This window comes from Pantoea ananatis LMG 2665, from assembly GCF_000710035.2.
Lineage (GTDB): Bacteria > Pseudomonadota > Gammaproteobacteria > Enterobacterales > Enterobacteriaceae > Pantoea > Pantoea ananatis.
Map to the genome: position 1 here is coordinate 74,735 of NZ_JMJJ01000017.1, position 26,582 is coordinate 101,316.

Genomic DNA, 26,582 nt, shown 5'->3' on the forward strand with positions numbered 1-26,582 from the left:
CTTACCTTGTTAAATTCTCACAACCCAACCAGCCTTCCCGGCCAGCGATATGACCACGAACCACTTTACCCACCGGTAAGGTTTCGAGGTCTGCAGGTAAGAGTTCGCTCAGCGGGCAAAACTGTATTCCCTGCTCACGGGCGCGCTGCAACAACGTATCAAACGCACTAAGCTGGCTGATACCTTCCACTTCGGCATGGATGGTATAAACCGGCGTGCCCTGGTCAGCCTGAATTTTTTCCAGAATGTAGTCGTTGAAACGTTCGGCGCTGAGCGTGGGTCCAACGACCTCGTCCCATGTCGGTAAGGTGACAGGGATCTGAACCGTACCCAGCTCGCCATTTCTTAACTGTGGGCGAAACGGCCTGGTACCGCGGCAGTCGCTGTTGTACTGAAAGCCAAACGTTTCTTTTGCCTGGATTACGCGACCATCAGCGCGCCATCCGGCCACCGCTGAGCAGGTCACCGGTTGTCCGGTTATGGCTTCCAGCGCGTCGCGCCCTAACGCTATCTGTTGAATGAGCTGCGGCGCTTTCCAGACGCCCGCCCAGGTTTGCCAGGCAAAATGATCCCAGGCATGCAGACCGACCTCATGGCGATCGGCGGTTGAGCGAATGATATCGCTCATCCCTGCCCCGATCCGCTTTCCTGGCCAGGCCGTTCCGGCTAACAGAATGTCCCAGCCATAAAGGGATGCTGCGCGTGAGCGCAGCATTTTCCACAGAAAGCGTGGTTTCATCAGACGCCATAAATGGCGTCCCATGTTGTCGGGTCCGACACTAAAGAAAAACGACGCCTGGAGATCATGTTTATTGAACAGATCCAGAAGCGCGGGGACGCCAAGTTTTGTCCCGCGCCAGGTATCTACATCAACACGCAGACCAACCTTTCTCATTCCTTGTCGTCCTGAAGCTCAACGGTACGCAGGAAGAAGTCGAGCGTATTATCAATCGTGGTGTTCATTTCCACGGTAGGCGTCCAGCCGAGCAGACGTTTAGCATTACGGATTGATGGCTTACGGTGTTCAACATCCTGATAGCCCTTGCCGTAGTAGCTGCTGCTCTCCACTTCGCGGAAGCCGGCAAATGGTGGGAAGCTGGCACGCAGCGGATGACGTTCAAAGCTTTCCAGCAGACGCTCAGCCAGCTCTTTGATGCTGGCTTCGTTATCCGGGTTACCGATGTTGATGATTTGTCCGTCGCAATTATTGTTTTTGTTTTCAATAATTTTAAACAGCGCTTCGACACCGTCGCTGATATCGGTAAAACAACGCTTCTGGCGACCACCATCAAACAGCTTGATGGGCGATCCTTCCACCAGGTTTAAGATCAGCTGAGTGATCGCACGTGAACTCCCAATACGCGCCGCGTTCAGGTTGTCTAAGCGCGGGCCCATCCAGTTGAAAGGACGGAACAGGGTAAAGCGCAGCCCTTCTTTTTCCCCGTAAGCCCAGATAACGCGATCCAGCAGTTGCTTGGAAACGGAATAAATCCAGCGCTGTTTGTTAATTGGACCCACGACCAGATTTGAGTGATCCTCATCGAAATTCGCATCGGTACACATGCCGTACACTTCAGACGTCGAGGGGAAAATAATGCGTTTGCCGTATTTAACGCAGTCGCGAACAATTTTGAGGTTTTCTTCAAAATCCAGTTCGAAAACGCGCAGCGGATTACGGGTATATTCAATCGGTGTTGCGATGGCCACCAGGGGCAGGATCACATCACATTTTTTGATGTGATACTCAATCCACTCAGAGTGAATACTGATGTCGCCTTCAACAAACTGGAAGCGTGGATGTCCGACAAACCGGCTAATCGCATCAGAACCGATATCCAGACCAAAGACTTCGAAATTGTCATCCTGCAGCAAACGTTCGGTCAGATGGTTACCGATAAACCCGTTCACACCCAGAATTAAGACACGGGTACGGCGTTTTACGGCTGCAACGGCCTGTGAATAAAGCAGTGCGCCATTCACCATGCCCAGATGCTGAGCCAGCTGAACACCGTTCATGTACACGCTGTTTGCGGTCTGGCCGGTCTGAATCTCCAGGGCGCCTTCTCCACAGGCCACGACAAATGGCTCTGCAGACAGCACGGTGCCGGGCCTGACGTTATGCGGGGTGGAGAGTACTTTTGCTTTCCAGACCACGAATTTGGTGGTGCCGGCAAAGGCAAACGCGCCCGGCCACGGATCGGTCACCGCACGCACCAGATTATTAATTTGGCTGGCAGGCAGCGCCCAGTTAATCCGGCCATCTTCTGGCGTACGACGACCCACTACCGTGGCGTCCGCTTCATTTTGCGGGGTGCCAACGATGTTGCCCTGTTTCATGGCAGGTAAAGCACTTTCAAGAAGCGCGCTGGCGCAGTCAACCAGCTTGCGGTGCAGCGTCAGTGCGTTATCTTCATCGGCGATGGCGACACGCTGCTGAGCAATGATCTCGCCCGCGTCCGCTTTTTTAACCATGCGGTGTAAAGTGACACCGGTTTCGGTTTCTCCGTTGACCAGCGCCCAGTTTAATGGTGCGCGTCCGCGATATTTCGGCAGCAGTGAGCCGTGAAGGTTAAAGGCACCCTGCTTCGCACTGTTCAGAATCTGATCGCACAGCAGGTTACGGTAATAGAATGAGAAAATCACATCGGGTTCAGCCGATTTGATGCGATCGATCCACAGAGGATGGTTAACTTCATCCGGAGCATAAACCGGGATAGAATTTTCAGCCGCGATTCGCGCCACTGAGCCAAAAAAGTGATTTTCTGACGCCGTGTCGGCATGGGTATAGATCGCGCTGATGGTAAAGCCCGCTTTTAACAGCGCATTGATGCCCGCACAACCCATGTCGTGATAAGCGAAGACGATAGTTTTCATTACTCGGTTTCCTGTACAGAACGGTCTTTCTGAGGATTGATAACACGTTGAATAAAATAGCGAGGTCTGGCACGAACATCGTTGTAAATACGGCCGATATACTCGCCAAGCAGCCCCATACCAATAAACTGCGCGCCGATGAAAATAAACAGCACGGCAAATAACACGAAGACGCCATCACCGGCCCAGGCTGCTCCGAAACACAGTCGCAGAAGAATCAACACCACGGAGAAGGCAAAACCAGTCAGCGCAATAAGGCTGCCGAGCACGCTCAGCATGCGTAACGGGGTCGTGGTCAGGCAGGTCACCAGGTCATACATCAGGTTGATTAAGCGCATGAAGCTGTATTTTGAACTGCCGTGCTCACGTTCAGCATGAGTGACGGGCAATTCGATCGTGCGTCGTGCAAAGGTATTCGCCAGAATAGGGATAAACGTGCTGCGCTCGTGGCAGTTCAGCATGGCATCAATGATGTGGCGACGGTAAGCCCGCAGCATGCAACCATAATCACCCATCGATTTTCCGGTCACGCGCTGAATCATCTGGTTGATGGTGCGTGATGCCTGACGGCGGAACCAGCTGTCCTGGCGATTCTGGCGAACGGTGCCCACAACGTCATAGCCTTCCTGGGCGGCAGCCACCAGACGCGGGATCTCTTCAGGTGGATTTTGCAAGTCTGCATCCAGCGTGATAATCAAATCTCCGCTGACGTGACTGAAGCCCGCCATGATCGCGGAGTGCTGGCCATAATTACGGTTGAGTAGCACAGCCACAATATGGCTGTCGGCAGCGAGGCGGCGTCAGCAATCATTACGGCTGATGCATCCTGGCTCCCGTCGTCAACCAACAGGATCTCATAGTCCAGATTAAGACTTTTACAGGCATCATTCGTGCGCTGAATTAATGCCGGTAAACTTTCCTGCTCGTTATAGACCGGGATCACTACCGATACTTTTTCAATCTCTTTATCGTCGAACATTTAAACCCCAGTCAGTTCACGTAGTGCGCTGATAACGCGTTCAACGTCATCATCTGTCATGTCGGGAAACAGCGGAATCGAACAAATGCGCTCGCTGTTCCACTCAGTCGCGGGCAACGATAATTGCGGATAGTGCTCGCGGTAATATTTGTGTGTGTGGGCCGCGCGGAAATGGAGGCCGGTTCCGATATCCTGCTCTTTAAGCTTCTGCATCAGCGCATCGCGAGAGAAACCACATGCCTGCTCATCCACACGGATGATGAAGAGATGCCACGCATGCTGGTGCGACCAGGCGGGCGGAACCAGCGGCTTGAAGGGCGTATCTTTCAGCGCCTCCAGATAGCGTTGCGCAATGGCCGCGCGGCGCTGGTTGATTTCAGGCAACTTTTCAAGCTGGACCAGCGCAATGGCCGCGCTGATATCAGGCAGGTTGTATTTAAAGCCGGGCATGATGACTTCCGCCTGCGGCTGACGGCCATGGGTTTGTCTGTCAAAGGCATCGACGCCAAGGCCATGAAATTTGAGGCTACGGATCCGATCGGCAAGGGCAGCATCGTCGGTCACGACCAGACCACCCTCGGCGCAGGTCATATTTTTGATAGCGTGGAATGAAAAAATAGCATTGCCATGCCCGCCAACATGCTTGCCCTTGTAATACGTGCCGGCCGCATGTGCCGCATCTTCGATGACCGGAATGCCATGGCGTTTGCCAATAGCATAAATGGCATCGATATCGGCGGGTGCGCCAGCGTAGTGGACTGGGATGATCGCTTTGGTATTTGGGGTGATTGCCGCTTCAATGGCTTCAGGCGTGACCATCAGGTTATCGACGTCAATATCGATCATGACCGGTGTGGCGCCCAGTAAAGTGATGATGTTGAGTGTGGAAACCCAGGTCAGTGAAGGGGTAATAACCTCATCCCCTGCCTTAATGCCCAGCGCCATCAACATGACGTGCATACCGGCGGTGGCGGAAGTCACGGCGATAGCGTGTTGATTTCCGGTCAGCTGGCAAAATGCACGCTCAAGTTCTGCACATTTTGGCCCGGTAGTAATCCATCCCGATGCAAACACATCACGTACTGCAGACAGTTCAGTCTCACCCAGAGATGGGCGGGAAAACGGAAGAAACGCCATCAAGTAATATCCTTAAACTGTTTTGCCGTTTTTCTACAAACTGAGATGAAGTTTGAAATGCAAAAGTGAGAAAAATGCAATTGAACGTTCATCAAACGTCGTCAAAATCGGCAAAAAACAGGCAAAATCACAAAAATCTGGCAAGAGAAATAAAACATTAGAAAAATATTTATTTCACACCCGTCTCAAATCATACGCCCGGAACCTTAACCAAACATTAAACACCTTGAGAAATTAACAAATTGACATGATATTTCTCACTTTTACCAGACTAATCACATTAAATAAACAGATATGTTTGACAGTTGCGTGAAGGTATTAAAAAGACAGTTTGGCGTTCAAAAAAGGCTGAGGACGAAATTGACAGAATCGCTACGATCGTGGAAAGTCACAGAGGTGAATCGCGTTATTTATTAGTCGTCTGGCCCGCTTTATTCGACAGAAAATTTCACTTAACCACAATTTTATTGAATTTCAGGGTGTTACCCGTAACCATGTGTCCCAATGAAACCTCAGCCACTCAATACTGGAACCCGATGGTGCCTGAACTTGCCGTGACGGATTTTGCGGCATCCTGGGCTTTTTATGTGGAGGCGATCGGTTTTAAGGTGAGAATCAGGCGCGAGAATCCTGACTTTGCCTATCTCTGTTATGGTCAAACACAGCTAATGATTGAACAGGTGCACGATGGCGGTTGGCTCACCGCTGAAATGGCCTATCCTCTGGGACGAGGAATAAACTTACAGATTGACGTTCCGGACATCGAGACGCTCTACAGTCGTCTGCTCAGATTGAGTACGCCCCTCTTTCGGCCGCTATGCGAAAATTGTTACGACACGGGGGAACGCGTCGAATGTCAAAAAGAGTTCCTGGTTCAGGACCCCGACGGCTATCTTCTCCGCTTTTGTCAGCCTGTCGGCTGATTTCATCAACCGACGGGCGCACCGATATTGAGCATTTACAGCGGCACGATTTCGCTCACCTGATGCTGGAAAACATAGGGGTCAGAGACTAAGGCAAAGGCCTTATCATCCGGCCAGGTCACGGCGACGTGGTAATTTTCACCCGCAAACTTTTTCACTGCAGTTAAATCCTCCCAGTACGTCGCCAGAAAAAAATGCTGCCACTCTCCCTGCGCTTCCTGATGCACGAAAGCGGCTTTATTCCCTGGCGTCGCCAGGGCGTGCTCAACACCCGTCTTTTGTAGATGGCGGGCAAACCCTTCGGCATGTTCTCGCGGAACGCATCCGTGCCATGTCCTGACAATCTTTTTTTCTCCTTAAGACCAGTCTGCATTAGAGGGTAATACCTTGATTTTACACATCACTCTTGAAAATACGGAAAAATTTTGCCTCGCACTGGCACAAATCCTAATTTGTTCTACATTTACTGGCCCGACCAGGGATAACGACATTAATCACAGCAATAACTTAACGGTAACAAACATGGAATTGAGCAAATTTGAGGTCAGAACTGGCCTGTGGCCACACATGCATTTCACCGACATCGAATACGATCAGCGCGGCAGCAGCTACGAAATTTATGCCACTGATGTGACGCATCAGACCAAGAGTAAGCTGTTTATTTGCCGGACGGTTGATGAACAACAGGCGAGACTGCTGGCTGAGCAGTTCAGGATTTGGCTGCCTAAGATCAACAGCAAAAAGCGCAAAGCAGCCGCAAAGAAATCGCCAACAGGCTATGACCGGATTGCATGCCATAAAGGCTAAGCGCTGACAGACCTGTTTTGGGGGTTGGCTTAACCCTCACAGGAACTCAGCGCCCGTAGCCGCCAGACAATCCTGTTGGTCTGGCCTGTCAGAATGAGTAGGTGATTGCCGCCGTCACGGAGGCCCCCCCGCGGCGGAAGACAATTGGACTGTCCGCCGCGTTTTTATCCAGCCAGCTGTAATCGCCGATTAAACTGGTTCCCCATCCTGAAGCAAACTGATGGCTCCATGTCACACTGGCATCCGTCCCATAGAAGCCGCCATGGGCGGTGTAATCGGCGTACCCGCTTCGGACATGCTGCTCCCTGCTTACCCCGTAAAACGTGTTGATATAGCGCGCATCCCCAAACAGTCCTGCTATCTGCAATGCTACAGTGTCACTTTTCGTCTGCCATGGAATGAGGGTGACCGATGTCTGATACTGAACACCCTGGCTGTCGCTTAGCGGAAGCGTCGCTTTTCCTTCCACGATAAACCAGGGCGTTACCGACCAGCCGAGAGCCAGGGCGGTATTGACAACCGGATCGATATTCCCCATGCCTTTCAGGCTGTCGTCCCCTGCTCGCCACGACGAATCACGGTCTGAGCGACCCAGACTCAATCCCAGTGTATGCTCCAGGTAAAGGCCGTTTTCAGCCTGTAAGTCGTAACCTATCCCTTTCTGAGAATCAAAAAATATCGGCCCCTCGCGCCACTGAATAACCGGAACGGCTTGCCAGTGATGCTGTTTCGCCCCGCTGTAACGTGGTGCATTGTTTGCCGCCAAACCCACTGTCAGGCTGTTTTCTGGCGCAGAACTGTCATCTGCCCTGGCATTCAGAACACTTAGCGTCAGCATTAAACTGACCATGTGAAGCGCATGTTTTCCGGTTATTATCACTTTGCTTGATCTCATCAGGTGGTGTCATGAAGGCGACATTGTCGCGACCAGGCTGGAGTATAAAAACAGCGTGTCAACAAAAGCCCAGGAAACGATGGAGAAACGGTCAAGGTGGCCCAAATGAAAACAAAACGCGTATTGATTATTGAAGATGACGCTGATGCCGCCAGCGTACTGGAAGCCTATCTGAAACGTGATGGCTATGACGTGATGGTCGCCAGTAACGGCATGACGGGGCTGGAACAGGTCGGGCGTTGGCAACCTGACCTGATATTGCTGGACGTCATGCTGCCGGTGATGAATGGCACCGAAGTGCTGGCCGCGATCAGACGCAGCGGTGACACGCCCGTTATTATGGTAACCGCGATGGGAGACGCGCCAGACAGAATCGGCGCGTTGCGCTATGGCGCAGATGACTATGTCGTTAAACCCTACCATCCCGGCGAGGTGGTCGCGCGTGTTCAGGCCGTACTGCGCCGCGCGCGGCAAGCGAAAGTGGCGGATGATAAGCTCTGCTGGGCAGGGCTGGAGGTCGATCCTGACTCCCTGACCGCGGTGGTTAACAATGCACAAGGCACTCACCGACTCGATCTGACGCCAACGGAATTTTCCATTCTGGTGACCTTAATGCGCGCACCCACTCGCCCGTTCAGCCGTCTGTTTTTGCTCGAGAACTGTCTGCCAGAGAGTGATGCGCTTGAACGCGTCGTTGATACGCACGTCTACAATCTCCGCCGCAAGCTTGAGGCCGCAGGGATGACAGAGATTTTACCCGCAGTGCGCAGCGTGGGTTACAGGTTCAGACAACCATGAAGCCAGACAGCAACGATTCAATGTGGCGCTGGATCTGTATCCGCATACTGATTCTCGGCTTAGGCGGCGTGATTCTTATCGCCTTTTGCATGTGGCTGAGATTTGCCCTGCAAATACTCTGGGTTTACTACCGTATGCCCGCCGCACTCTGGGCAGAGTTTTCCCAACTGCGCCTGCATCCGGAGCAGGATCCGGCTCGCTTTCATCAGATCGTCGATCAATGGTGGGGCGTTGGCTTTTCCGACCCTTCTATTGCGTCTTCGGACTGGATTACCGTAGCCGTGCTGGTCGCTTTCATTATTCCCTTTTTTGTGGTGATGGGATTGCGCTTTGCCTTGCCGCTGGCAAAACAATTCAGCCAGTTGGCGCACGCGGCGCGTGATGTCGCACGGGGAAAATTCAGCACCTCGGTCGGTCAGGTAAAAGGCGCGCCGCAGGAGTTAGTGCGGTTCACCGATGACTTTAACCTGATGACCCAGCAGCTGGCGCGCTATGAGCGTGAACTTAAAGCCTCACATGTTGCGATTGCCCATGAACTCCGCTCGCCCTTAACCGCGGCCATGGGGCGACTACAGGGCATTGTGGACGGCGTGTTTGAACCCGAACCTCGGCAGTTTTCCATGATTATGAAGCAGCTGACGCAACTGAGCCGGCTGACAGACGAGCTCCATCTGCTGTCGCTAGCCGATGCCGGTCAGCTGAGCCTGAATCTGTCCCGGTTTAATCTTGCTGACCTAATGCGGGAAAGGGCTTCCTGGCTGGCGCTACAGGCGGAGGCTGAGCAGGTGGAAATAGATGTTCAGTCACCAACATCGCTGCCTTATACGGGCGATGCTTTCCGCTTCGGTCAGGTGATCACGATTTTAATGGAGAATGCATTGCGCTATGCGGCCGAAGGCAAGCGAATTTCCATTGATGCGCACGCCTCAGACTCCGCCATCACCCTGCAGTTTCGTGATTATGGTCCGGGTGTCGATCCTCAGTTCTTAAGCGTTATCTTTGACCGTTTCACCCGGGCAGACTCCTCCCGGGCCCGTCATTCTGGCGGGAGCGGTTTGGGATTGTCTATTGCGAAAGCCATCGTTGAGGCTCACGGCGGTGCTATCCGTGCCAGCCTGCCGCCTGAAGGAGGATTACACATCATGATTACGCTGCCCATAATAGAAAGCCTGCCAGCAGAGTAGGACCGGCAAAAGTGAAGCCTGCGCGCCCTGCGCCAGGCATTTTTGCTGACCTTGACCATTTCTTGATGATTCATAAAAGGATTCTGGACATAAGCCACGTTAAATGAGGCTGTCTCATTTAAGGAATCCGGCTATGACAGATTTTATTCCTTGTTTTGCTCGCCAGGCGCTGCGCCACCTCACCCTCTTCAACGCTGCTGTACCGCCACTGTTCGTGGTGGGCATCTTGATACTTGCAGGGTGTAGAGATGAAAAGCCTGCCCAGCGGGACACGCTACGTCCCGTCCGTACCCTGACGGTACCGCCCTTTTCCAGTGGCGGTCTTATGACGCAAACGGGTGAGCTCCGGGCGCACGAAGAAATAGCATTAGCGTTCAGACTGGAGGGTCGGGTAACCGCCCGAACGACTGATATGGGTCAGCACGTTACCGCAGGTCAGGTGCTTGCGACATTAGAGAGTAACGCTGCCCAAAATCAGCTCAGCAGCGCGACGGCCGATCTCAACAGTGCACGGGCATCGGAGCGCGTTGCCGCTCTCACGCTTCACCGTATGAAGCTGCTCATGCCGGGCGGTGCCATCTCCCGCGCGCAGTTAGATAGCGCGCAAGGTGACTGGCAGGTCGCCGTTTCCCGCCGTCAAAGCAGTGAGGCTGCGCTTAAAAATGCGCGCGATAATATGGCCTGGACACAGCTCACCGCACCGCGTGACGGCGTGATCACCTCGATAAACGTTCAGCCCGGGCAGGTGGTGAGTGCGGCGCAGACGGTCATGACGCTGGCAGCCGACGGCAAGCGCGATGCCGTGTTTGACCTCGCCGAACCTACACTCACAGAAAAGGCGACAACCACGCCGATCCGGATCGCGCTGTTATCCAATCCTGCGCTGAAGGCGGACGGGCAGTTTCGTGATATCAGCCCGCAGGCCGATTCACAAACCCGCACCTGGCGGCTTCGCGTGACGCTGACCAATCCGCCAGCCGATATGGCACTGGGTTCAACGGTACTGGGCACTTTTCCCGGAAAAGTGGACCAGGTCATTGCGCTGCCAGCCAGTGCACTCACGCGAGCCGGGGAGCGGCCTGCCGTCTTCGTCGTTAACAGCAAAACCCAGCAGATTCAGGTCAGGCCCATCCAACTGACGCGGTTTGATGCACAGCAGATCTATCTCAGCGCTGGCGTGCAGCCGGGCGAGCGCGTGGTCACCGCAGGCGTAAAAACATTGCTGCCAGGCGAGCGCGTCAGGCTTGAGGAGAACGACAAATGAAACCGGACAGCACTCTGCACGGCGTTAACCTGTCCGCCTGGGCGCTAGCGCACCAGCAGCTGGTGATCTTCTTTATGCTGTTAGTGATGACGACGGGTGTTCTCAGCTACATCGATCTGCCGCGTAATGAAGATCCCGCCTTTACGATTAAAACGGCGGTGGTGTCGGCACAGTGGCCTGGCGCCACGGTCGAAGACACCATGCAGTTGGTCACCGATACGTTGGAAAAAAAGCTTCAGGAAACGCCTTCGCTGGATTTTATTGAAAGTGAAACGCGGGCTGGCAAGACGGTGATATTTGTTAATCTGCGCGATGATACGCCCCCGGCACAGGTTCCAACCATCTGGTACCAGATCCGGAAAAAAATGCAGGATATCGCCCCAAGCCTGCCGCAAGGCGTTCAGGGCCCAGGCGTCAATGATGAGTTTGGTGATACGTTTGGCACCATTTATGGTTTTACCGCCGATGGCTTCAGCCCACGTGAACTGCGCGATAAGGTCGATAATATTCGTCGTGACCTGATGGATGTGCCTGACACGGGCAAAATTACCCTGTTGGGTGAACAGGAGGAGCAGATTGTTATCGCCTTCTCACCCAGGAAGCTGGATGGTATGGGCCTTACGCTTCAGCAAGTCAGCGATGCATTAACGGCGCAGAATGCCGTGGCGCCCGCGGGGGAAATACGCACCAATAAAGAGAATATTGCGCTTCGTGTCAGCGGTGCGCTGACGACGGTGGCAAACCTGGAGGCGGTTACACTGCGCATTGGTCAGCGCTTTATCCCGCTGTCGGATATTGCGACGATCTCGCTTCAGCCCTCACAGCCACCCTCTTCCACCTTTCGTGTCAATGGTGAGCCCGCCATTGGGCTGGCGGTTTCCATGGCCCCTTCTGGCAACATGCTCAGATTTGGCCAGGCACTCAATCAGCGGATGGCAATTATCGCCAGCCAGTTACCGCATGGTATCAATATGATAAAAGTCGCCGATCAATCCACCGTCGTCAAAACGGCGGTTAGCGGATTTGTTCAGGTGCTGGCGGAAGCCGTCATCATTGTCCTGGCGATATCCTTTTTTTCACTGGGTTTTCGGGCGGGGCTGGTGGTCGCGGCGGCGATCCCGTTGGTGCTGGCCATGACGTTTGTCGGAATGACGTTTGCAGGGATAGGTTTGCAACGTATTTCACTGGGTGCCTTAATTATTGCACTCGGGCTGCTGGTTGATGATGCGATGATCACGGTGGAAACCATGGTGTCACGCATTGAAGCAGGCGACAGCAAATGGCAGGCGGCAACATTTGCGTTTAAAACCACGGCCTTCCCTATGCTGACGGGCACGCTGGTGATGATAGCCGGTTTTATCCCAGTGGGCTTTGCCGCCTCCAGCGCGGGCGAATATTGTTACTCGCTTTTTGCGGTTGTCTTGATTTCTCTGCTCTGCTCCTGGGTGGTGGCTATTCTGTTTTCACCCGTGACAGGCACCTGGCTGCTGACAGATAGCGCCCACGCAACGCACAAACAGCCGGGGCTGATGGGCCGATTTTATCGCCGCCTGCTCGATCAAACGCTTAGGTATCGCTGGACGACGGTCACTCTCGCCCTCCTGCTGCTGGGCATGGGGATCTTCGGCACAACGCTGATGCAGGGGGAATTTTTCCCCGCTTCAGACCGCCCTGAGCTGTTAGTGAACCTGACATTGCCCGCGAATGCCTCTCAAACCGAAACCACCCGGCGAACCGGACAACTGGAAAACCTGATACGCAGCGATAACGACATCGATCATTTCTCCAGTTATGTCGGCTCTGGCGCGGTACGTTTCTATTTGCCGATGGAGGTCTTGCTGGACAATGAAAATACTGCCCAGCTGGTGGTGGTTGCGAAGAGCCTTGACGCTCGTGACAGAGTGCGCAACAAGCTGGATCACATCCTGGCACGTGACTTTAGTGATATCACCTCGCGCGTTTCGCCCCTTGAACTGGGGCCACCGATTGGCTGGCCGCTAAAGTACCGCGTTACAGGCCCCGACTACAGGCAGGTTCGTGAAATTGCGGAAAAACTGGCCTTACAGCTGTCACGATCGCCAAATACGCGTGAGGTAAATATGACAGCAGGTGAACCCGAGCGGGTTATCAGACTTGATGTCAATCAGACGGCAGCGCGTGCGGTTGGTGTCTCTTCTGAAAGCATCGCCTCCATGCTGAATACTGTGACGTCAGGCAGTACAGTAACCACGATCCGTGACCGTAACCGACTGATTGATGTGGTGCTCAGGGGAAACGATGAGGAACGGCAAAATACCGATATCCTCAACGGTCTGATGCTGGATACCGCCTCTGGACAGAAAATCCCACTGGGTCAGGTTGCGACATTGAAATGGCAGCTTGAGGATCCGGTTATCTGGCGACGTCAGCGCCAGCCTTACATTACGGTGCAAACCGATATTGCCCCTACGGCGCGTGCTGAAAACGTTTCAGATCAGCTGAAGCCCGAACTGGATACATTCCGCGCGTCCTTGCCTGCCGGCTATCATATTGAAGAAGGCGGTACCGTCGCCGAATCGGATAAAGGTAACCGATCGGTGTTTGCGGTGTTGCCGGTCACGCTGAGTGTGATGCTTATCCTGTTGATGCTGCAGTTGAAACGCTTCTCAAGAATGTTGCTGGCGCTGCTGATGGCCCCTTTCGGCTTACCCGGCATCGTTATCGCCATGTTGCCGAGTGGAACGCCAATGGGATTTGTTGCGCTGTTAGGGATTATCGCGCTGGCAGGCATGATCATCCGTAACGCGGTGATCATGATCAGTGAGGTGGACAGTAATACTCAGGCAGGCATGATGCACAACGAGGCGATTTATCACGCGGCTATTCATCGCGCCCGACCAATATTACTGACGGCTTGTGCGGCGATATTCGGCATGTTGCCCATCTCCCGGCAGGTGTTCTGGGGGCCAATGGCGTACGCCATTATCGGCGGTCTGGTCACCGGAACGCTGGTCACGTTAACGCTGTTACCGGCCTCGCTCAGCCTGGTCATGCAAAGAGAAGGACGCCGTCAGAATCAGGTGCAAGATCAGTGAGTGATAACCGGCAGTAACAGGGGGCCTGATCAGGCCTGCCTGTTACCCAGGACAACAAGCGACACGCTCACCCGCTTTACTGGCAGAAAAGACGTGCATCGGGCAATAAAAAAGCGCTGTCGTACACAGCGCTTTTTGTCGCCAGCAGGCACCGGCGGGCTTAGATCCCTAAAGAAGGCATCAGAAACTTTCCCAGTTAACCTTATCGACGTTGACTGCTTTCAAATCCGGCCTTTTCAGTGCGGGTACTGACGGGCTCACCGGCACACTGGCTGGTGAAGCAACCTGGGTGACACTGTCATTAACCTTAAAGGTTGAAACCAGTCTCGATAGCGTTTCTGCCTGCTCCTGCAGAGATTTAGACGCCGAAGACGCTTCTTCAACCAGTGAGGCGTTTTGCTGCGTCACTTCATCCATTTGCCCGATGGCCAGATGAACCTGCTCAATGCCTTTACTCTGCTCGGCCGTAGCGGCCGCAATTTCATTGACTAAATCAGCGACCTGTTGAATAGCATTGCTGACGTTGTCTGAATTGCTGCCCACGCTTGTTGCCTGCTCAAGGCCCTGCTCAACTTGTGAAACTGACACGTTGATAAGATCTTTAATCTCCCGGGCTGCGGACGAAGAGCGCTGTGCCAGATTACGGACCTCAGAGGCGACGACCGCGAACCCCCTACCGTGTTCACCGGCACGTGCCGCTTCTACCGCGGCATTCAGCGCCAGGATATTGGTCTGGAAAGCAATCCCCTCAATAAGCCCGGTGATTTCAGAAATTTTGGCAGAACTGCCGCGAATGTCGCCCATCGTCGTCAACATTTGACTGACTGCGGAGCCGTTTTGTTTGGACAGCGTATTGGCATTATTTGCCAGATTGCTGGCCTGTACCGCACCTTCCGCATTCTGACGCACGGTATCGCTCAGCGTCGCCATACTGACTGACGTTTCTTCCAGTGAAGCCGCCTGTTGTTCCGTACGCGATGACAGGTCTTCATTGCCCGCTGCGATTTGCGTCGCGCCCGTACTGACAGATTGCGCTGAATGGTTCACAGACATCAGAGTGGTGGATACACGTTTCAACAAATCATTAAACGCTGATGCGGTCTGGCCTATTTCATCGTTTCTGAGGACAGGCGCTGAACAGGTTAAATCAAGGTTATTACTGACGGTCGACATCGTATCTTTAATGCTGGTCAGGCTTCTTTTAATTCCCAGAATAATACTGACAGAGAACAGGCCGAGTAACACAATAACCAGCACGGATGCACTTGTCATCATCCAAAACGTCTGTGAATAAATACGGTTATTCTCTGCTCTTAATCCATCACCAATTTTAATATTCAAATCGATTTGTTTGGTGAAGTCAGACTCCATTTTGCGGGCAGCGGCGCCAATGCCGTTTTCGCCCTGAAGCTGTTCTAGCGACAGGGCATTATCGTGACTGCGCGAAGCTGCAAGAAATGCCGGAAGCGTGCTACGAACCGCGTCAAGGTTACGTTGCGCCTGTACCGTCATCGCTTTATCTTCATCACTGGAAATATCATTCGCCATATAGTAGTCATTCAGCGATTTAATATTATCAAGAATGCCATTGATTTTATCTTCAGCTGCGGACTGTTTCGCGCTGTCGGCCATCGACTGATGACGATACAATGCCAGCCCGAGCTGGTTAGTTGCACTGATTGACTTGTTCAGATCTTTAATGCTGGGTATCGCATTCACCTGAACATATTCAAAGCGCGACTGGAAACCGGATATCACGGATAATGAAACAGCAACGAGCGCACAAAGTGATAACGCCAGCAATGAAAATGCCAGCACCAAACGCTGGGTAATAGTCATAAAAGCCCCTGAGTGTGAAATTGAAAAAAGGTTATCGCAATGCATTCTTATCGGCACAGTACAAACCAGCTTTACCTGTTAATCAGAGATATATTTAATTTCTAAAACTTGATAAATAGAAAATAAAGACTAAGTCACTCAACCGCTGACGGGAATAAAAAATAATGACTTGCCTCAGCCTTTAGCGATTAAACCCTGTTCTATTTGCGCGTTGCCTTGCATAAGGTTGTTGTTTATCAGCCTGATATACAGACTCGTGACCTGATCGCCCCTGCCTGATGACAACGACATTCCAGACAGGTAAGGTGGCATTTTTTGTGACAGAGACGAATATGGAAAGGTTGTTTGTTTATGGCACCCTGTGTCCGGGCCGCAGTAACGCCTCTCTTCTGGAGAACATCGGTGGCGCCTGGCAGGCCGGAGTTGTCCGGGGCGTTTTTTTTACTGAAGGGCGCGGCGCGGCTGCAGGCTTCCCCGGTATTGTTGTGGACGATCGCGGGCCACAAGTGCAGGGCTTTCTTTTTTCCTCGGACAATCTGTACCTACACTGGCCGATGCTGGATGAATTTGAGGAGGGTTATGACCGGATCAGCGTTAAGGTGGCCCTGGAAAACGGTGACAGTGTCACCGCATGGATATATCAACTTCAGCCGCAGAGCATTCCGCAAGCCAGTGAATAACGCCTTATCTGATCACTGCTTTATAGCGTGCCCGGCATGGGTTTCGGTTTTGGCCAGCGCAAGGGACGTCCGAACATCACCAGGTTACCGCCCAGGATCATCAGCAATCCCACCACGCTGTGGCTTTGCCAGTGATAGCCTTCATAAACCGTCGATAAGGTGAGGGCAACCAACGGAAACATCAGTGTTGTGTATGCGGCTTTAGCGGCGCCCGTACGTCTGACCAGGGTGAAATACGCCCAAAACGCAATGACCGAACCGAATATGGACAAATAAAGCAAGGCACTGAGGTAGCTCAGTGTCCAGAGCGGTGAGAAACTCACGCCACGAAGTAGAGCGATAATGCCCATGACCATTGCGCCGTATAACATAGCCCAGGCGTTAGTGGTCATGGTTTCCAGCTGTCTGCGCTGATGCCGCAGGCTGATCATGTTGCCCAGAGAAAAGCCAAACGTGCCCAACGCCGACAGGCCGATGCCTCGCCACAGTCCACCGCTTGCGCCGCTGATGTGCAGATCGTCCCAAAACAACAGGATCATGCCCGTTAATCCCAGCGTGACCGCAAACCAGAAACGCGGCTGGGGGCGCTGCCCAAAAAACAGATAACTGTTTACTGCGTTATACAGCACCGCCATGGAAAAAATCACGGACTCTAAACCGGTATTGATATAACCGGCGGCGGTGTAAAAGCACCAAAAATTAAAGCAAAATACACAGCAGCCCTGCAAAGCGCAAAACAGATGATCGCGCGGCGATAATCTGCGCAGGCGCCCCATTATCTGCAGGAGCGTCAGCAATAAAATACTGGCTATGGCGAAGCGCCAGAAAACGGACACCGTGACATCAACGGGCCCTTGTTGCAAAAAGATGGCAATCCAGGTTGTACCCCAGATAACCACGACCACAGCATAGAGTAATGCGTTCATGCTTTTTCCTTTAAACGAAGCAGAACACAGTGTCCCAACTGATGAGGACGCACGCTTCTATGAACCTGCGTCTGATTTGCAAAATCTTGCGCATTTTAACGATACAGATCTGGCTACCTGCTGGCTCTCGCCCTAGACTGAGCCTCTGATGAACGGGCGGAAAAGAGTTATGTCTCGCGTTTACGACACGTTTGAAATACTGCGTCAAAATAAAGCTGTGTTGCGCGAATCGGTCATGCTTAACTCCGGCATCCGGCTGGCAGCATGGCACAACAAGCAAGACAGGATTACCGTAAACAGTAACCATCACACGCTAAGCCTGTATGTTGCCGATGGCTATGAGAGTTACCACAAAACCGCTTCCGGCTGGCGAAACGGCGGTGGACCAGATAAATTCTGCCTGATGCCGCAGCAGAGCGAATCCACATGGGACGTACGTAATAACCTCTCTTTTGTGCATCTCTATTGCACAGATGAGCATTTACGCGATGTGGGCGAGAAAATATGGGATCGCAGCCCGCTGTCGATTGCACTGGATGAGAAAATATTTTGCAGTGATGCCAGTATCACCACGTTGTATCGCCAGTTCTTACTCAGCTGTGACTGGCAGCAGCCCGCAAATCACCTCATGTTGAGCACTGCCAGCACCCTGTTATTAACTCATCTGATCCAGCACTATTCCAGCGTTCAGTGGCGGCCTCCGGCGGTAACGGGTGGACTGGCCCCCTTTGTATTACGCAATACGCTGGCTTTTATTGATGCGCACCTGGCATTGCCCCTCACGCTTGATGCACTGGCCACTCAGGCAAACCTGAGTGAGTACCATTTTGCCAGGATGTTTCGCCAGTCGCTCGGTATTGCGCCGCATCAGTACGTCATGCAGCGCCGCATGGAAAAAGCACAGCAGATGGTGCAGTCAACCTCGCTGCCGTTGACGCAAATCGCACTGGATACTGGCTTTAGTTCGCTAAGTCATTTCAGCCACCGCTTCAAACAGGTGACAGGCTTGACCCCTTCGCAACTGCGAATGGCGAATGGCGTGAAAGCGCCCTGAATCAGAGGCACTGGTAAGGGCTGATAACCGTGACCGGAAATCAGCAACGATAATTTCATGTCTGAGTAACTTAAACCTATCCTCACTCACCCACAGGTATTGGCTTTACTCACGTTGCATCCTGATTATACTGGGCACGCATTCATTCAGGCTTCATGGTATCGGCGTGATTGAAGGTTCGGATGGCTGTTTCGCAAAGCCGACCATGATTACCCGCATGACAATCGCCATTCTGGTCAGCCAGCAGTTAACGAATGAGGACTGTGGTCATGTTACTGTTCAAAAACGCGCTATTCCCTCCTCCCGCAAAGCGAGTGCAATCGCTGTAAGCCTTATTGACGCGATGTCTTGCTGTCGCAGCAGTTATTCCTACACGAGCAGCGTTAACAGCAGGCTGGATCATCCCTTTTTTGTCGCCATGCATGCGGATAGCCGCACAGGAACATGACGCCAAAATCAGCCGATAAAGAGGCTTACCGCCTATCGTTAAACCGTCAGACTTATCACCTGATGCAACATTGATATCGAGCGGCGTAATAAAGAGGTGCCTGCCGCCGAAACATCAGCGCACTCGGGCCGGGATAACGGCATAGGTTTCTGACAGGCAGAAGCCGGACGCTGTCTCACCAGGTGACGTTAATGTTCACATCAACGGATGCGATTAACCGTCATCATAATGACAAGGAAGCACATCATGAAGTTTTCATCTGAAAGCGCAATTTCGTTCATTTTTCTTTTAACCGGCCTGATCCTGACAGGATTGGGTATCTGGCAAATACTCACGCCGTGAGGTGACGCTATGCGTAAATTCACGCTTGATCGGATTTTTATTCAGGTGGTAGCTATCGCAGTCGTTTTTATCCTGCTTACCATCGTCATTCGCTAATCTCATCGGGCCAGACCGCCACAAGGTTTGGCTCGCGCCTCATCACTCCGCAATCTTTCCCCCAAAATCCGGCTTTCATAATCTCGCTCAACTTCTCTTTGCCGTTTATGCATTACCGTCTGATTGCTGAAAATGACAGCCTCAATGCAGGTTTTTTTGTTCAATTGAGAGCATTTCTCTCAACGTCTGGGGAAAAATTATGAATCTATGCCACAATTTTTTAATTGGTGGGTTAGCAGTAATGATGACAATGGGGAGCGCGATGGCGACAGAGCATAACGATCTGACGGGTTATCGTGAGGGTGCAAAGGTTATTCAGGTCAAACCAACACGCAATCAGATAGATGCCATAAGTGGCATCGTTTATTCACAAATCACGACGGCAAGAGAGACCAGGCCGCTCCATATGTCGCTGTTAGTGCCCCGCACCGACGCGCCTAAACCCGCCATCATCTATTTTCCCGGTGGCGGTTTTACCAGTGCCAATCACGATAAGTACATCCAGATGCGTATGGCGCTGGCAGAGGCTGGCTTTGTTGTGGCCGCTGCGGAATATCGCGTTGTACCGGATACCTTCCCGGCTCCGGTAAATGATGGTAAAGCGGCAGTGCGCTATTTGCGACAACATGCCGAGACATACGGCATTGATCCCGCGCGCATTGGTGTACTCGGCGATTCGGCTGGGGGATGGCTTGTGCAAATGCTCGGCACCACACAGGGGGAAACGGCGTTTGATCGCGGTGATTTCACCGATAAATCCTCTGATGTGCAGGCAGTGGCAACGCTATATGGCATATCCGACCTCCTTAACATTGGCGAAGGTTATGCCGATGAAATTCAAAAAGTTCATCAGTCACCTGCGGTAACCGAGGCATTGCTGGTGCACGGTCCAGCCTTTCGTGAGTTTGCTGGCGCAAGCATCATGGACGACACGGCAAAAGCACGGCATGCCAGCCCTATGGGACATTTACGAAACAGCAAGCCGCCTTTCCTGATTATGCACGGTGATAAAGATTCTCTGGTATCGCCCCATCAAAGTGCGCAGCTGTTTGATGCACTCAGGAAAGCCGGTGAGAAAGTGGACTACGTTGTGGTGAAAGGGGCAGAGCATGCCGACCTCACCTGGTACCAGCCGGAGGTTATCCAGGAAGTCGTAAGCTGGTTTACGCGCGAACTCAAACCAGATACGGGCGTCGTTGCCGACCAATCTGGCCGTCCAAACGATAACCTGTAATCGCCAGGCAAGCCACTGCCCGTGGCTTGCCTCACTGAAGATTAATGCGCAACAGCGGCTACCGCGCCTTTCGCCCCTTTATCAAGCAGAAGCTGATAGGCACGGGTTACCTGCTCCACAAAGTACGCATTATTTGCCAGCGCCTCACCAAAAATGGCATCGACACCTAATAATGCTTTCACCCTCGCCTCGCCATCAGCACTGGATCCCACAGCAGCGTTCAAAGTGGGTAATAACGGGTCGATCACTTCAATCGGATTTCCCTGCTCGTCTACGCCTGAGACATAGCGCATCCAACCGGCAATGCCCAGGGCGAGCAGGTCAAAATCACTTTCGTTTCTGAGATGCCAACGAATCGAGCCCAGCCAGCGCTGAGGAAGTTTCTGGCTGCCATCCATGGCTATCTGCCAGGCACGGTGCTTTAACGCATGGTTTTCAAAGCGCGCGATCAGCAGGTCAGCATAACGCGTCAGATCCACGCCCTTAACTTGCAATGTCGGTGCCTGCTCCTGCAGCATCAACGTTCGTGCTGCCCGTCTGAAATCGGGATCCTCCATGCAGTCACAAATATGTTCATAGCCCGCCAGATAACCAAGATAGGCCAGAAATGAGTGGCTGCCGTTTAACATGCGCAACTTCATTTCTTCGTACGGGACAACATCGTTAACGAGTTCTGCGCCGGCCTTTTCCCACTCAGGACGTCCGGCTACGAAGTTATCCTCTATCACCCATTGCCTGAAGGGTTCACAGGCCACCGCCAGAGCATCCTGCACCCCTGTTACCTGCGCAATTTTATTCAGGCTTTCCTGGGTGACGGCGGGTACGATACGATCCACCATGGTAGAGGGAAAGGTGACGTGCTGTTCGATCCAGCTTGCCAGTTCGCGATCGCATTGCCGCGCATAGGCGCAAACGACCCCGGCAATCACCCTGCCATTTTCAGGAATGTTATCGCAGGACATGACGCTGAAGGCGGCTAACCCCGCCGCTCTGCGGCGGGCCAGCGCTTCAACGATGATGCCTGGGGCGGAATGGGGCTGATGGGGCTGTGCTAAGTCAGCTACGATTAGGGGATGGTCACGCATCAGTTCGCCTGTCGCGGGCGCGTGGCAGTAGCCCTTTTCGGTAATCGTTAACGACACAATGGCAACCTGCGGCTGGCATAGCGCCTCCAGCACGGCTTCAGTGCCATCAACCTGCGCATGAAGCGCCTGCCTGACGACGCCAACCACCCTGCCTGACCACGCACTGGCGGACATTTCTGCCACGGTATAGAGAAAATCCTGACGCTTGAGATCGGCAATCTGTTGCTCACCGCCGATAAGATTGACTTCAATATAACCCCAGTTGCTGCTGTGTTCAGCAGCAAGAACGTCTGCATAGACAGCCTGATGGGCACGGTGAAACGCACCAAATCCGAGATGAACGATTCTCGGAACCAGATTATGGCGATCCCACTGTGGAACGGTGGCGTTAGCACTGAGTAATTTATTTGGCATTGTAATCTCACTGTTAATTAAAGTTATTATTTGGTTATTTCCGGCATGATTCGCTGTGTCCTTGCGTGACATAACAGCATTGATGAAAAAAGGGTAATTAAAATTAAATGACCGCCGCGACAAAATGATCAATTAGTGGATTGCAGATTGTGCGTTGAACAATTTTTTCGTCAAAACCAAGATTATCGCTATGAAAATATGCAAGTCCACTACCATACCAGAAGCAACACCTGAATTGTGACATGTGCTGGGATGAGATAGCGAAATAAATAACACGCATTTAAGGAATACACCTCACAAGCCTGTTTCCATGAGGTTAAATTGGTGGTTTTTATGTTATTAATATTTTAAGACATAAGTAATCAGAGACAGCACCGTCTCTGGCGAAAAATGCTTATATCCGGAAAAAGGCGTAATGCCTGACAGGGCGTTATGTAAAATAAATTCAAATTTATTCAAAACGTGTGATGCAGGAAAATGAACCCTTCATAACTAGCTCCATTATGACAACACTGTTTCATCGTCGGTCCGATCAAGTTTGAGTTAGTTATTTCTTACGCGATTCGCGATGGCTTTCATTGTGACAATTTAATGACATAGATGTACATCAAGTATTTATAATTTAATGCTTACCATGAGGGAAACAGAGCATCAGGTAGCACTGATTCCTCATTTTTCCGGCGGATTACCACGCATAATTCCAGCTGTGTTCATGACATCCATGAACCAAGGAGGAAATTATGTGGAAATTGAACTCTGTGATTGATATGCAAGGAACAAACCCTTACCTCATTCTTGTCAATAACCTTGGTGATACCCGACTGTTACCCTGTAAGAATATTAATCCTGCCTTCTTGAGAACCCTGAATTTTTCTGATCTTGAAACCAGTCTGTTAACTGAACGAGTAAAAATCAATAATAAATCAGCAAAATAAATACCACTGTCCCGATCTCTCCTGGCCCTCTGACTGGTTTTAATGAGGGCCGCTCTTGTTAAAACCCCAATTCACATTGCTCAGACCTCATCTCAGGATGTTGCCATGAAGAGATGCATGTTTGCCTTCAGGTAAGATTCCGCGCAACGCGACTGCAGCAGCAGGGTATTACCCTTTAGCCTGCTGCCTGTCATCACACCTTGAATAACAGGTCGTTATACGCTTTGTCGATCGGGGCTCACTGAGCCCTGACACTGAGCTTCAGCCAGCTTGTCCGTGGGAGCATCGCGGCTGAAGCCTGAGAAGTGTTGAAGACGTGATTCGCTCAGCCCCCGGCAAGGGACACTGGTCTAATCAGGCAGCATGAGAGCACAGGATGGTGATGGTGATAAGGTGCACACATCGCGCTCGCTTCACTTTAGCTAAACGAAGGCAGCAGCCGGAATACATCAAGTACCACCGTCAGGTAAACGAATCCCCCCACCACGATAACCAGATTAAGGATCATGTTATTACAGGGTGCGGTATAGACTGCAGTGGGAAAACGCTTGCGGGCCGCTTTCACAAGAAAAGGCGGCAGAATAACGCTCCAGATCGTAAAGGCCAGACCGGCATAGCCAATTGCATAGACAAAGCCACCGGGCAGGATGAAACAAACGACAGCGGGTGGCAAATACGTTACCAGGGCCGTCTTAAACCGGCCAGAACGGTCGTCTGAAAAATGAAACAGATCGGCAATATAATCGAAAAGCCCCAGCGTCGCGGCTAGCAATGAACTGGCTACCGCAAAATTACCAAAGAAAGTGAGGATCAGATCCATAGACGTGCTGGTAAATAAGCCCCCTATTGCCTCGACAAATACATCAATATTCCCCCCTTTGGCGATAATGGGCGAAAAATCGGCGCGGCTGATATTGCCCATGGTGACGACCAACCAGAATATGTAAAGCAGCAGAGCGAAAGCCGTGCCAATAAAAATCGACCGGGTGATATTCTTAACCCCCTGAGTGCCATACAGCTTCACCAGACTGGGCACGTTGCCGTGGAAACCGTAAGAGATGATGCAGAAAGGTAGCGTCATTAAAATATATGGCAGATATTGCGTATCAGGCAGCGCCCAGGCGGCACTGTCAATAAGTTTAGCGCCTTCGACATGCCATATCAGGCCAGAGAAGGTAGCAAAAAAGGCAACAAACTTCCCGATAATTAACACCGTTGTAATACGGCCAACCAAAAGCGAGCTGTACCATGCGATGCCACCGACCAACACGCTTACGATGATCACAGATAAGCGGGCTGGAAGATAAAATCCGCTGTATTTTTCTACCGTCTGAGAGATGACAGCAGAAGAGCCAGAAATATAAGCATAAGTTAAAATATACAAGACAAAGCCAAATGCGATACCCACCACAACATTCCATTTATGACCTAATAAATCCTGTGTGAAGGTGTTAAAACTCGCACCACCACCATAATGGAGATTGACTTCAACCAGCATCAGTCCGGTTAACAGCATCATTATGGCAATGAGCGTTAAAATAATTGATGCGCCTGGAAACCATATGCCAGCCATAGCAATCGGCAGTGAGAACATTCCGCCACCTATGACGGTGGCAATGATAAGCATCGTTCCACTCATTAAACCGGGTGTTGTTTTCTTAATAACCATGAGAAATTCTCCTGTTGACTCTTTATTATCATTTTGGCGTCATTCTGAATCCGCTGGATAATAACGGTTCGACTGCAGACCTGCCATGGCGGCAGGTCTGAAATAAAGGAAGGGTGATAGGAGAGAAACAGGGCCCCTGCGGGGCCAGGGTTGTATTAAATAAAGTCAAAACGCGCAGTAAAGAAGCGAAGTTGTTTAGGTTCATAAACAAACGTCAGACCACGAATATCTTCTTTATGCTGGTACAGTTTAATGATGCCATCGGCAACAACATCCATGTGCGCGTAAGTGTAAACACGGCGTGGAATAGTGAGACGTACCGTCTCCAGTTTGGGGCGATGGTTCTCCCCCGTTTCCTTGCTGCGACCGGCGGAAACAATTCCACGTTCCATACTTCGCACGCCGGTTTCCATATAGATGCTGGCTGCCAGGCTCTGCGCAGGGAACTGATCCTGCGTCAGGTGTGGACAGAAACGACGAGCATCAAGAAATACCGCATTTCCGCCCGTCGGTTCAACAATGGGTACGCCGGCTTCACGGAGTTTATCGCCCAGATAGCGCACCTGTTTGACCCGATGTTCAATATATTCATACTGCATGGCTTCACGTAGCCCAATAGCCATTGCTTCCATATCCCGACCGGCCAGCCCGCCGTATGACGGCATACCTTCATAAACGACAACCAACTCTTTTGCCGCTGAGAACATCTCCTCATCGTTCATACACAAGAAGCCGCCGATATTCACCAGACAATCTTTTTTACCGCTCATGGTGCACCCATCGGCATAGCTGAACATTTCATGCACGATATCTTTGATACTGACGTTCTCGTAGCCTGCTTCCTGCTCTTTGATAAAATAGGCATTTTCAACGCAACGGGTGGCATCGTAAAAGATCTTAATGCCATACGTGCTGGCCATTTCATGTACGGCGCGCATATTTGCCATTGAAACGGGCTGCCCACCCGCCAGATTCACGGTGACCGCAAGGCAGATATAGGCGATGTTCTCGGCGCCTTTTTCTTTAATGAGCGTCGCTAATTTATTCAGGTCAATATCACCTTTAAAGGGGAGATTCAGGCTGGCGTCATGTGCTTCATCGCGGACAATATCCACAAAGGTTGCGCCATTTTTTTCCTGATGGAAGCGGGTTGTTGTAAAGTACATATTTCCTGCGACATATTGACCGGGCTTAATGGCCAGCTGCGAGAGCAGGTTTTCCGCCCCGCGTCCCTGGTGGGTTGGAACGATGTGTTTGAAACCAAACAACTCTTTCACCGTTTTTTCGAGATGGTAGAAGTTTTCACTGCCTGCGTAGGCTTCATCACCAATCATCATCCCTGCCCACTGCTTGTCACTCATGGCATTTGTACCGCTGTCTGTCAGCAGATCGATGTAGATATCCTTTGAATTCAGTAAAAACGTGTTATAGCCCGCTTCTTGCATTTTTTTAACACGCTCATCGCGTGAGATCATTGATACGGTTTCAACACTTTTAATGCGGAAAGGCTCGGCAGGATAGTTCATGTTTATTTCTCCAGTTATCCATTTTCATACGCAGAAAAATGCGCGTCGAATAAGTCTGGTGGATAGATGAAATGCACAGGAAGATATAACAATAACCTCAGAATTGAGGTGGAAATAATACGACACCATCATGCGGGATTTATCATGCGATGAAAATAGCCGCGTCACTATGCGCGCCTTTCTGACAATGTATAAAACGTAAAAATGATTAAACATCAAAAAAGATCGGCCATGTATGCTGAATATTCATAGCGTTAGCGTAACGGCCGTCGGTCATACAGAAACAGAAAAGTCGGTTAAGGTTGATAACAATGAAAACTTATCTTTCCATTTTCTTTATTGGTAATAAATGTGACATTTTTAACCAGATAATATGAGGCAGCGATCACCTAAAAAATG

At 51.6% G+C, this 26,582-nt stretch carries 22 protein-coding genes and 1 pseudogene; 11 read left to right on the forward strand and 12 right to left on the reverse strand.

Features of this window, described 5'->3' with window-relative positions; genetic code table 11:
- Position 1: 1 nt before the first annotated feature.
- From arnD to arnB, 4 genes and pseudogenes are all read right to left on the reverse strand, one after another.
- Entirely contained in the window at positions 2-895 is an 894-nt protein-coding gene (gene arnD / locus EL29_RS21930) for a 4-deoxy-4-formamido-L-arabinose-phosphoundecaprenol deformylase (protein WP_013027838.1), read from the reverse strand.
- Positions 892-2,874: a bifunctional UDP-4-amino-4-deoxy-L-arabinose formyltransferase/UDP-glucuronic acid oxidase ArnA gene (gene arnA / locus EL29_RS21935; protein ID WP_014598157.1), complete on the reverse strand. Its 1,983-nt coding sequence runs from the start codon at positions 2,872-2,874 to the stop codon at positions 892-894. The genes arnD and arnA overlap by 4 nt, the downstream gene beginning before the upstream one ends.
- Positions 2,874-3,853: pseudogene (arnC, locus tag EL29_RS21940) on the reverse strand (undecaprenyl-phosphate 4-deoxy-4-formamido-L-arabinose transferase). The gene arnA and the pseudogene arnC overlap by 1 nt, the downstream one beginning before the upstream one ends.
- Positions 3,854-4,990, reverse strand: a complete 1,137-nt coding sequence (arnB, locus tag EL29_RS21945) for a UDP-4-amino-4-deoxy-L-arabinose aminotransferase (protein WP_014333101.1) — start codon at positions 4,988-4,990, stop codon at positions 3,854-3,856.
- 536 nt (positions 4,991-5,526) lie between these two features.
- On the opposite strand from arnB, the gene EL29_RS21950 reads away from it, so the two are divergent.
- Positions 5,527-5,913: a bleomycin resistance protein gene (locus EL29_RS21950; protein WP_014598159.1), complete on the forward strand. Its 387-nt coding sequence runs from the start codon at positions 5,527-5,529 to the stop codon at positions 5,911-5,913.
- Between the two features lie 35 nt (positions 5,914-5,948).
- Here the strand turns inward: EL29_RS21950 and EL29_RS21955 are convergent, their stop codons facing one another.
- Positions 5,949-6,257, reverse strand: coding sequence for a hypothetical protein (locus tag EL29_RS21955; RefSeq protein ID WP_028716039.1), 309 nt, complete (start codon positions 6,255-6,257; stop codon positions 5,949-5,951).
- Positions 6,258-6,300: 43 nt separating this feature from the next.
- Between EL29_RS21955 and EL29_RS21960 the strand changes: the two genes are divergently transcribed.
- Complete coding sequence (locus tag EL29_RS21960; RefSeq protein ID WP_235193346.1) at positions 6,301-6,720, forward strand: hypothetical protein; 420 nt, start codon at positions 6,301-6,303, stop codon at positions 6,718-6,720.
- A gap of 88 nt (positions 6,721-6,808) precedes the next feature.
- Here EL29_RS21960 and EL29_RS21965 read toward each other — a convergent pair whose 3' ends face one another.
- Positions 6,809-7,615: a MipA/OmpV family protein gene (locus tag EL29_RS21965; protein WP_014598162.1), complete on the reverse strand. Its 807-nt coding sequence runs from the start codon at positions 7,613-7,615 to the stop codon at positions 6,809-6,811.
- Between the two features lie 105 nt (positions 7,616-7,720).
- Between EL29_RS21965 and EL29_RS21970 the strand changes: the two genes are divergently transcribed.
- The 4 genes from EL29_RS21970 to EL29_RS21985 all read left to right on the forward strand — a co-directional run bounded on the left by EL29_RS21970 (position 7,721) and on the right by EL29_RS21985 (position 13,935).
- Positions 7,721-8,413 carry a response regulator gene (locus EL29_RS21970; RefSeq protein ID WP_014604612.1) on the forward strand — a complete coding sequence of 231 codons (693 nt, stop codon included), beginning with the start codon at positions 7,721-7,723 and terminating at the stop codon, positions 8,411-8,413.
- Complete coding sequence (locus tag EL29_RS21975; protein ID WP_013027829.1) at positions 8,410-9,597, forward strand: sensor histidine kinase; 1,188 nt, start codon at positions 8,410-8,412, stop codon at positions 9,595-9,597. The genes EL29_RS21970 and EL29_RS21975 overlap by 4 nt, the downstream gene beginning before the upstream one ends.
- Positions 9,598-9,730: 133 nt before the next feature.
- Positions 9,731-10,861, forward strand: a complete 1,131-nt coding sequence (locus EL29_RS21980; protein WP_014333093.1) for an efflux RND transporter periplasmic adaptor subunit — start codon at positions 9,731-9,733, stop codon at positions 10,859-10,861.
- Positions 10,858-13,935: an efflux RND transporter permease subunit gene (locus EL29_RS21985; RefSeq protein WP_014598164.1), complete on the forward strand. Its 3,078-nt coding sequence runs from the start codon at positions 10,858-10,860 to the stop codon at positions 13,933-13,935. The genes EL29_RS21980 and EL29_RS21985 overlap by 4 nt, the downstream gene beginning before the upstream one ends.
- 180 nt (positions 13,936-14,115) lie before the next feature.
- On the opposite strand, the gene EL29_RS21990 is transcribed toward EL29_RS21985, so the two are convergent.
- A complete protein-coding gene (locus EL29_RS21990; protein ID WP_014333091.1) occupies positions 14,116-15,774 on the reverse strand; it encodes a methyl-accepting chemotaxis protein in 1,659 nt (552 codons plus the stop codon).
- A 332-nt stretch (positions 15,775-16,106) separates the two neighbouring features.
- Between EL29_RS21990 and EL29_RS21995 the strand changes: the two genes are divergently transcribed.
- A complete protein-coding gene (locus tag EL29_RS21995) occupies positions 16,107-16,454 on the forward strand; it encodes a gamma-glutamylcyclotransferase family protein (protein ID WP_014333089.1) in 348 nt (115 codons plus the stop codon).
- Positions 16,455-16,474: 20 nt separating this feature from the next.
- On the opposite strand, the gene EL29_RS22000 is transcribed toward EL29_RS21995, so the two are convergent.
- Positions 16,475-17,380 (reverse strand): DMT family transporter, encoded by a 906-nt coding sequence (locus EL29_RS22000; RefSeq protein WP_013027824.1) that lies wholly within the window; start codon positions 17,378-17,380, stop codon positions 16,475-16,477.
- Positions 17,381-17,549: 169 nt separating this feature from the next.
- Between EL29_RS22000 and EL29_RS22005 the strand changes: the two genes are divergently transcribed.
- The gene (locus EL29_RS22005; protein ID WP_014598165.1) at positions 17,550-18,434 is read left to right on the forward strand and encodes a helix-turn-helix domain-containing protein; all 885 of its coding nucleotides are present in this window, start codon (positions 17,550-17,552) and stop codon (positions 18,432-18,434) included.
- A 166-nt stretch (positions 18,435-18,600) separates the two neighbouring features.
- Positions 18,601-18,882 carry a hypothetical protein gene (locus EL29_RS22010; protein WP_013027822.1) on the forward strand — a complete coding sequence of 94 codons (282 nt, stop codon included), beginning with the start codon at positions 18,601-18,603 and terminating at the stop codon, positions 18,880-18,882.
- A gap of 288 nt (positions 18,883-19,170) precedes the next feature.
- On the opposite strand, the gene EL29_RS22015 is transcribed toward EL29_RS22010, so the two are convergent.
- Positions 19,171-19,326: a hypothetical protein gene (locus EL29_RS22015; protein ID WP_014333085.1), complete on the reverse strand. Its 156-nt coding sequence runs from the start codon at positions 19,324-19,326 to the stop codon at positions 19,171-19,173.
- 193 nt (positions 19,327-19,519) lie between these two features.
- On the opposite strand from EL29_RS22015, the gene EL29_RS22020 reads away from it, so the two are divergent.
- On the forward strand, positions 19,520-20,554 hold the full coding sequence (locus EL29_RS22020) for an alpha/beta hydrolase (protein ID WP_019105845.1): 1,035 nt from the start codon (positions 19,520-19,522) through the stop codon (positions 20,552-20,554).
- Between the two features lie 41 nt (positions 20,555-20,595).
- Here EL29_RS22020 and EL29_RS22025 read toward each other — a convergent pair whose 3' ends face one another.
- Positions 20,596-22,053: a mannitol dehydrogenase family protein gene (locus EL29_RS22025; RefSeq protein ID WP_029571510.1), complete on the reverse strand. Its 1,458-nt coding sequence runs from the start codon at positions 22,051-22,053 to the stop codon at positions 20,596-20,598.
- A 740-nt stretch (positions 22,054-22,793) separates the two neighbouring features.
- Between EL29_RS22025 and EL29_RS22030 the strand changes: the two genes are divergently transcribed.
- Positions 22,794-22,988 (forward strand): hypothetical protein, encoded by a 195-nt coding sequence (locus tag EL29_RS22030; protein WP_013027819.1) that lies wholly within the window; start codon positions 22,794-22,796, stop codon positions 22,986-22,988.
- Positions 22,989-23,406: 418 nt separating this feature from the next.
- Here the strand turns inward: EL29_RS22030 and EL29_RS22035 are convergent, their stop codons facing one another.
- Together EL29_RS22035 and EL29_RS22040 are read right to left on the reverse strand one after the other, a co-directional pair.
- The gene (locus tag EL29_RS22035; RefSeq protein ID WP_014598168.1) at positions 23,407-24,657 is read right to left on the reverse strand and encodes an aromatic amino acid transporter; all 1,251 of its coding nucleotides are present in this window, start codon (positions 24,655-24,657) and stop codon (positions 23,407-23,409) included.
- A 155-nt stretch (positions 24,658-24,812) separates the two neighbouring features.
- A complete protein-coding gene (locus EL29_RS22040) occupies positions 24,813-26,183 on the reverse strand; it encodes a tyrosine phenol-lyase (protein ID WP_028716041.1) in 1,371 nt (456 codons plus the stop codon).
- Between the last annotated feature and the right edge of the window lie 399 nt (positions 26,184-26,582).

Bases quoted from the DNA above. Each gene is read 5' to 3' on its own strand.
- EL29_RS22000 (WP_013027824.1), bottom strand. From the start codon at position 17,380: ATGAACGCATTACTCTATGCTGTGGTCGTGGTTATCTGGGGTACAACC.
- EL29_RS22025 (WP_029571510.1), bottom strand. From the start codon at position 22,053: ATGCCAAATAAATTACTCAGTGCTAACGCCACCGTTCCACAGTGGGAT.
- arnA (WP_014598157.1), bottom strand. From the start codon at position 2,874: ATGAAAACTATCGTCTTCGCTTATCACGACATGGGTTGTGCGGGCATC.
- EL29_RS21965 (WP_014598162.1), bottom strand. From the start codon at position 7,615: ATGAGATCAAGCAAAGTGATAATAACCGGAAAACATGCGCTTCACATG.
- EL29_RS21970 (WP_014604612.1), top strand. From the start codon at position 7,721: ATGAAAACAAAACGCGTATTGATTATTGAAGATGACGCTGATGCCGCC.
- arnD (WP_013027838.1), bottom strand. From the start codon at position 895: ATGAGAAAGGTTGGTCTGCGTGTTGATGTAGATACCTGGCGCGGGACA.
- EL29_RS22020 (WP_019105845.1), top strand. From the start codon at position 19,520: ATGAATCTATGCCACAATTTTTTAATTGGTGGGTTAGCAGTAATGATG.
- EL29_RS21980 (WP_014333093.1), top strand. From the start codon at position 9,731: ATGACAGATTTTATTCCTTGTTTTGCTCGCCAGGCGCTGCGCCACCTC.
- EL29_RS22005 (WP_014598165.1), top strand. From the start codon at position 17,550: ATGTCTCGCGTTTACGACACGTTTGAAATACTGCGTCAAAATAAAGCT.
- EL29_RS21985 (WP_014598164.1), top strand. From the start codon at position 10,858: ATGAAACCGGACAGCACTCTGCACGGCGTTAACCTGTCCGCCTGGGCG.
- EL29_RS21990 (WP_014333091.1), bottom strand. From the start codon at position 15,774: ATGACTATTACCCAGCGTTTGGTGCTGGCATTTTCATTGCTGGCGTTA.
- EL29_RS21975 (WP_013027829.1), top strand. From the start codon at position 8,410: ATGAAGCCAGACAGCAACGATTCAATGTGGCGCTGGATCTGTATCCGC.
- EL29_RS22040 (WP_028716041.1), bottom strand. From the start codon at position 26,183: ATGAACTATCCTGCCGAGCCTTTCCGCATTAAAAGTGTTGAAACCGTA.
- arnB (WP_014333101.1), bottom strand. From the start codon at position 4,990: ATGGCGTTTCTTCCGTTTTCCCGCCCATCTCTGGGTGAGACTGAACTG.
- EL29_RS21950 (WP_014598159.1), top strand. From the start codon at position 5,527: ATGGTGCCTGAACTTGCCGTGACGGATTTTGCGGCATCCTGGGCTTTT.
- EL29_RS21995 (WP_014333089.1), top strand. From the start codon at position 16,107: ATGGAAAGGTTGTTTGTTTATGGCACCCTGTGTCCGGGCCGCAGTAAC.
- EL29_RS22035 (WP_014598168.1), bottom strand. From the start codon at position 24,657: ATGGTTATTAAGAAAACAACACCCGGTTTAATGAGTGGAACGATGCTT.
- EL29_RS22030 (WP_013027819.1), top strand. From the start codon at position 22,794: ATGTGGAAATTGAACTCTGTGATTGATATGCAAGGAACAAACCCTTAC.
- EL29_RS22015 (WP_014333085.1), bottom strand. From the start codon at position 19,326: ATGAGATTAGCGAATGACGATGGTAAGCAGGATAAAAACGACTGCGAT.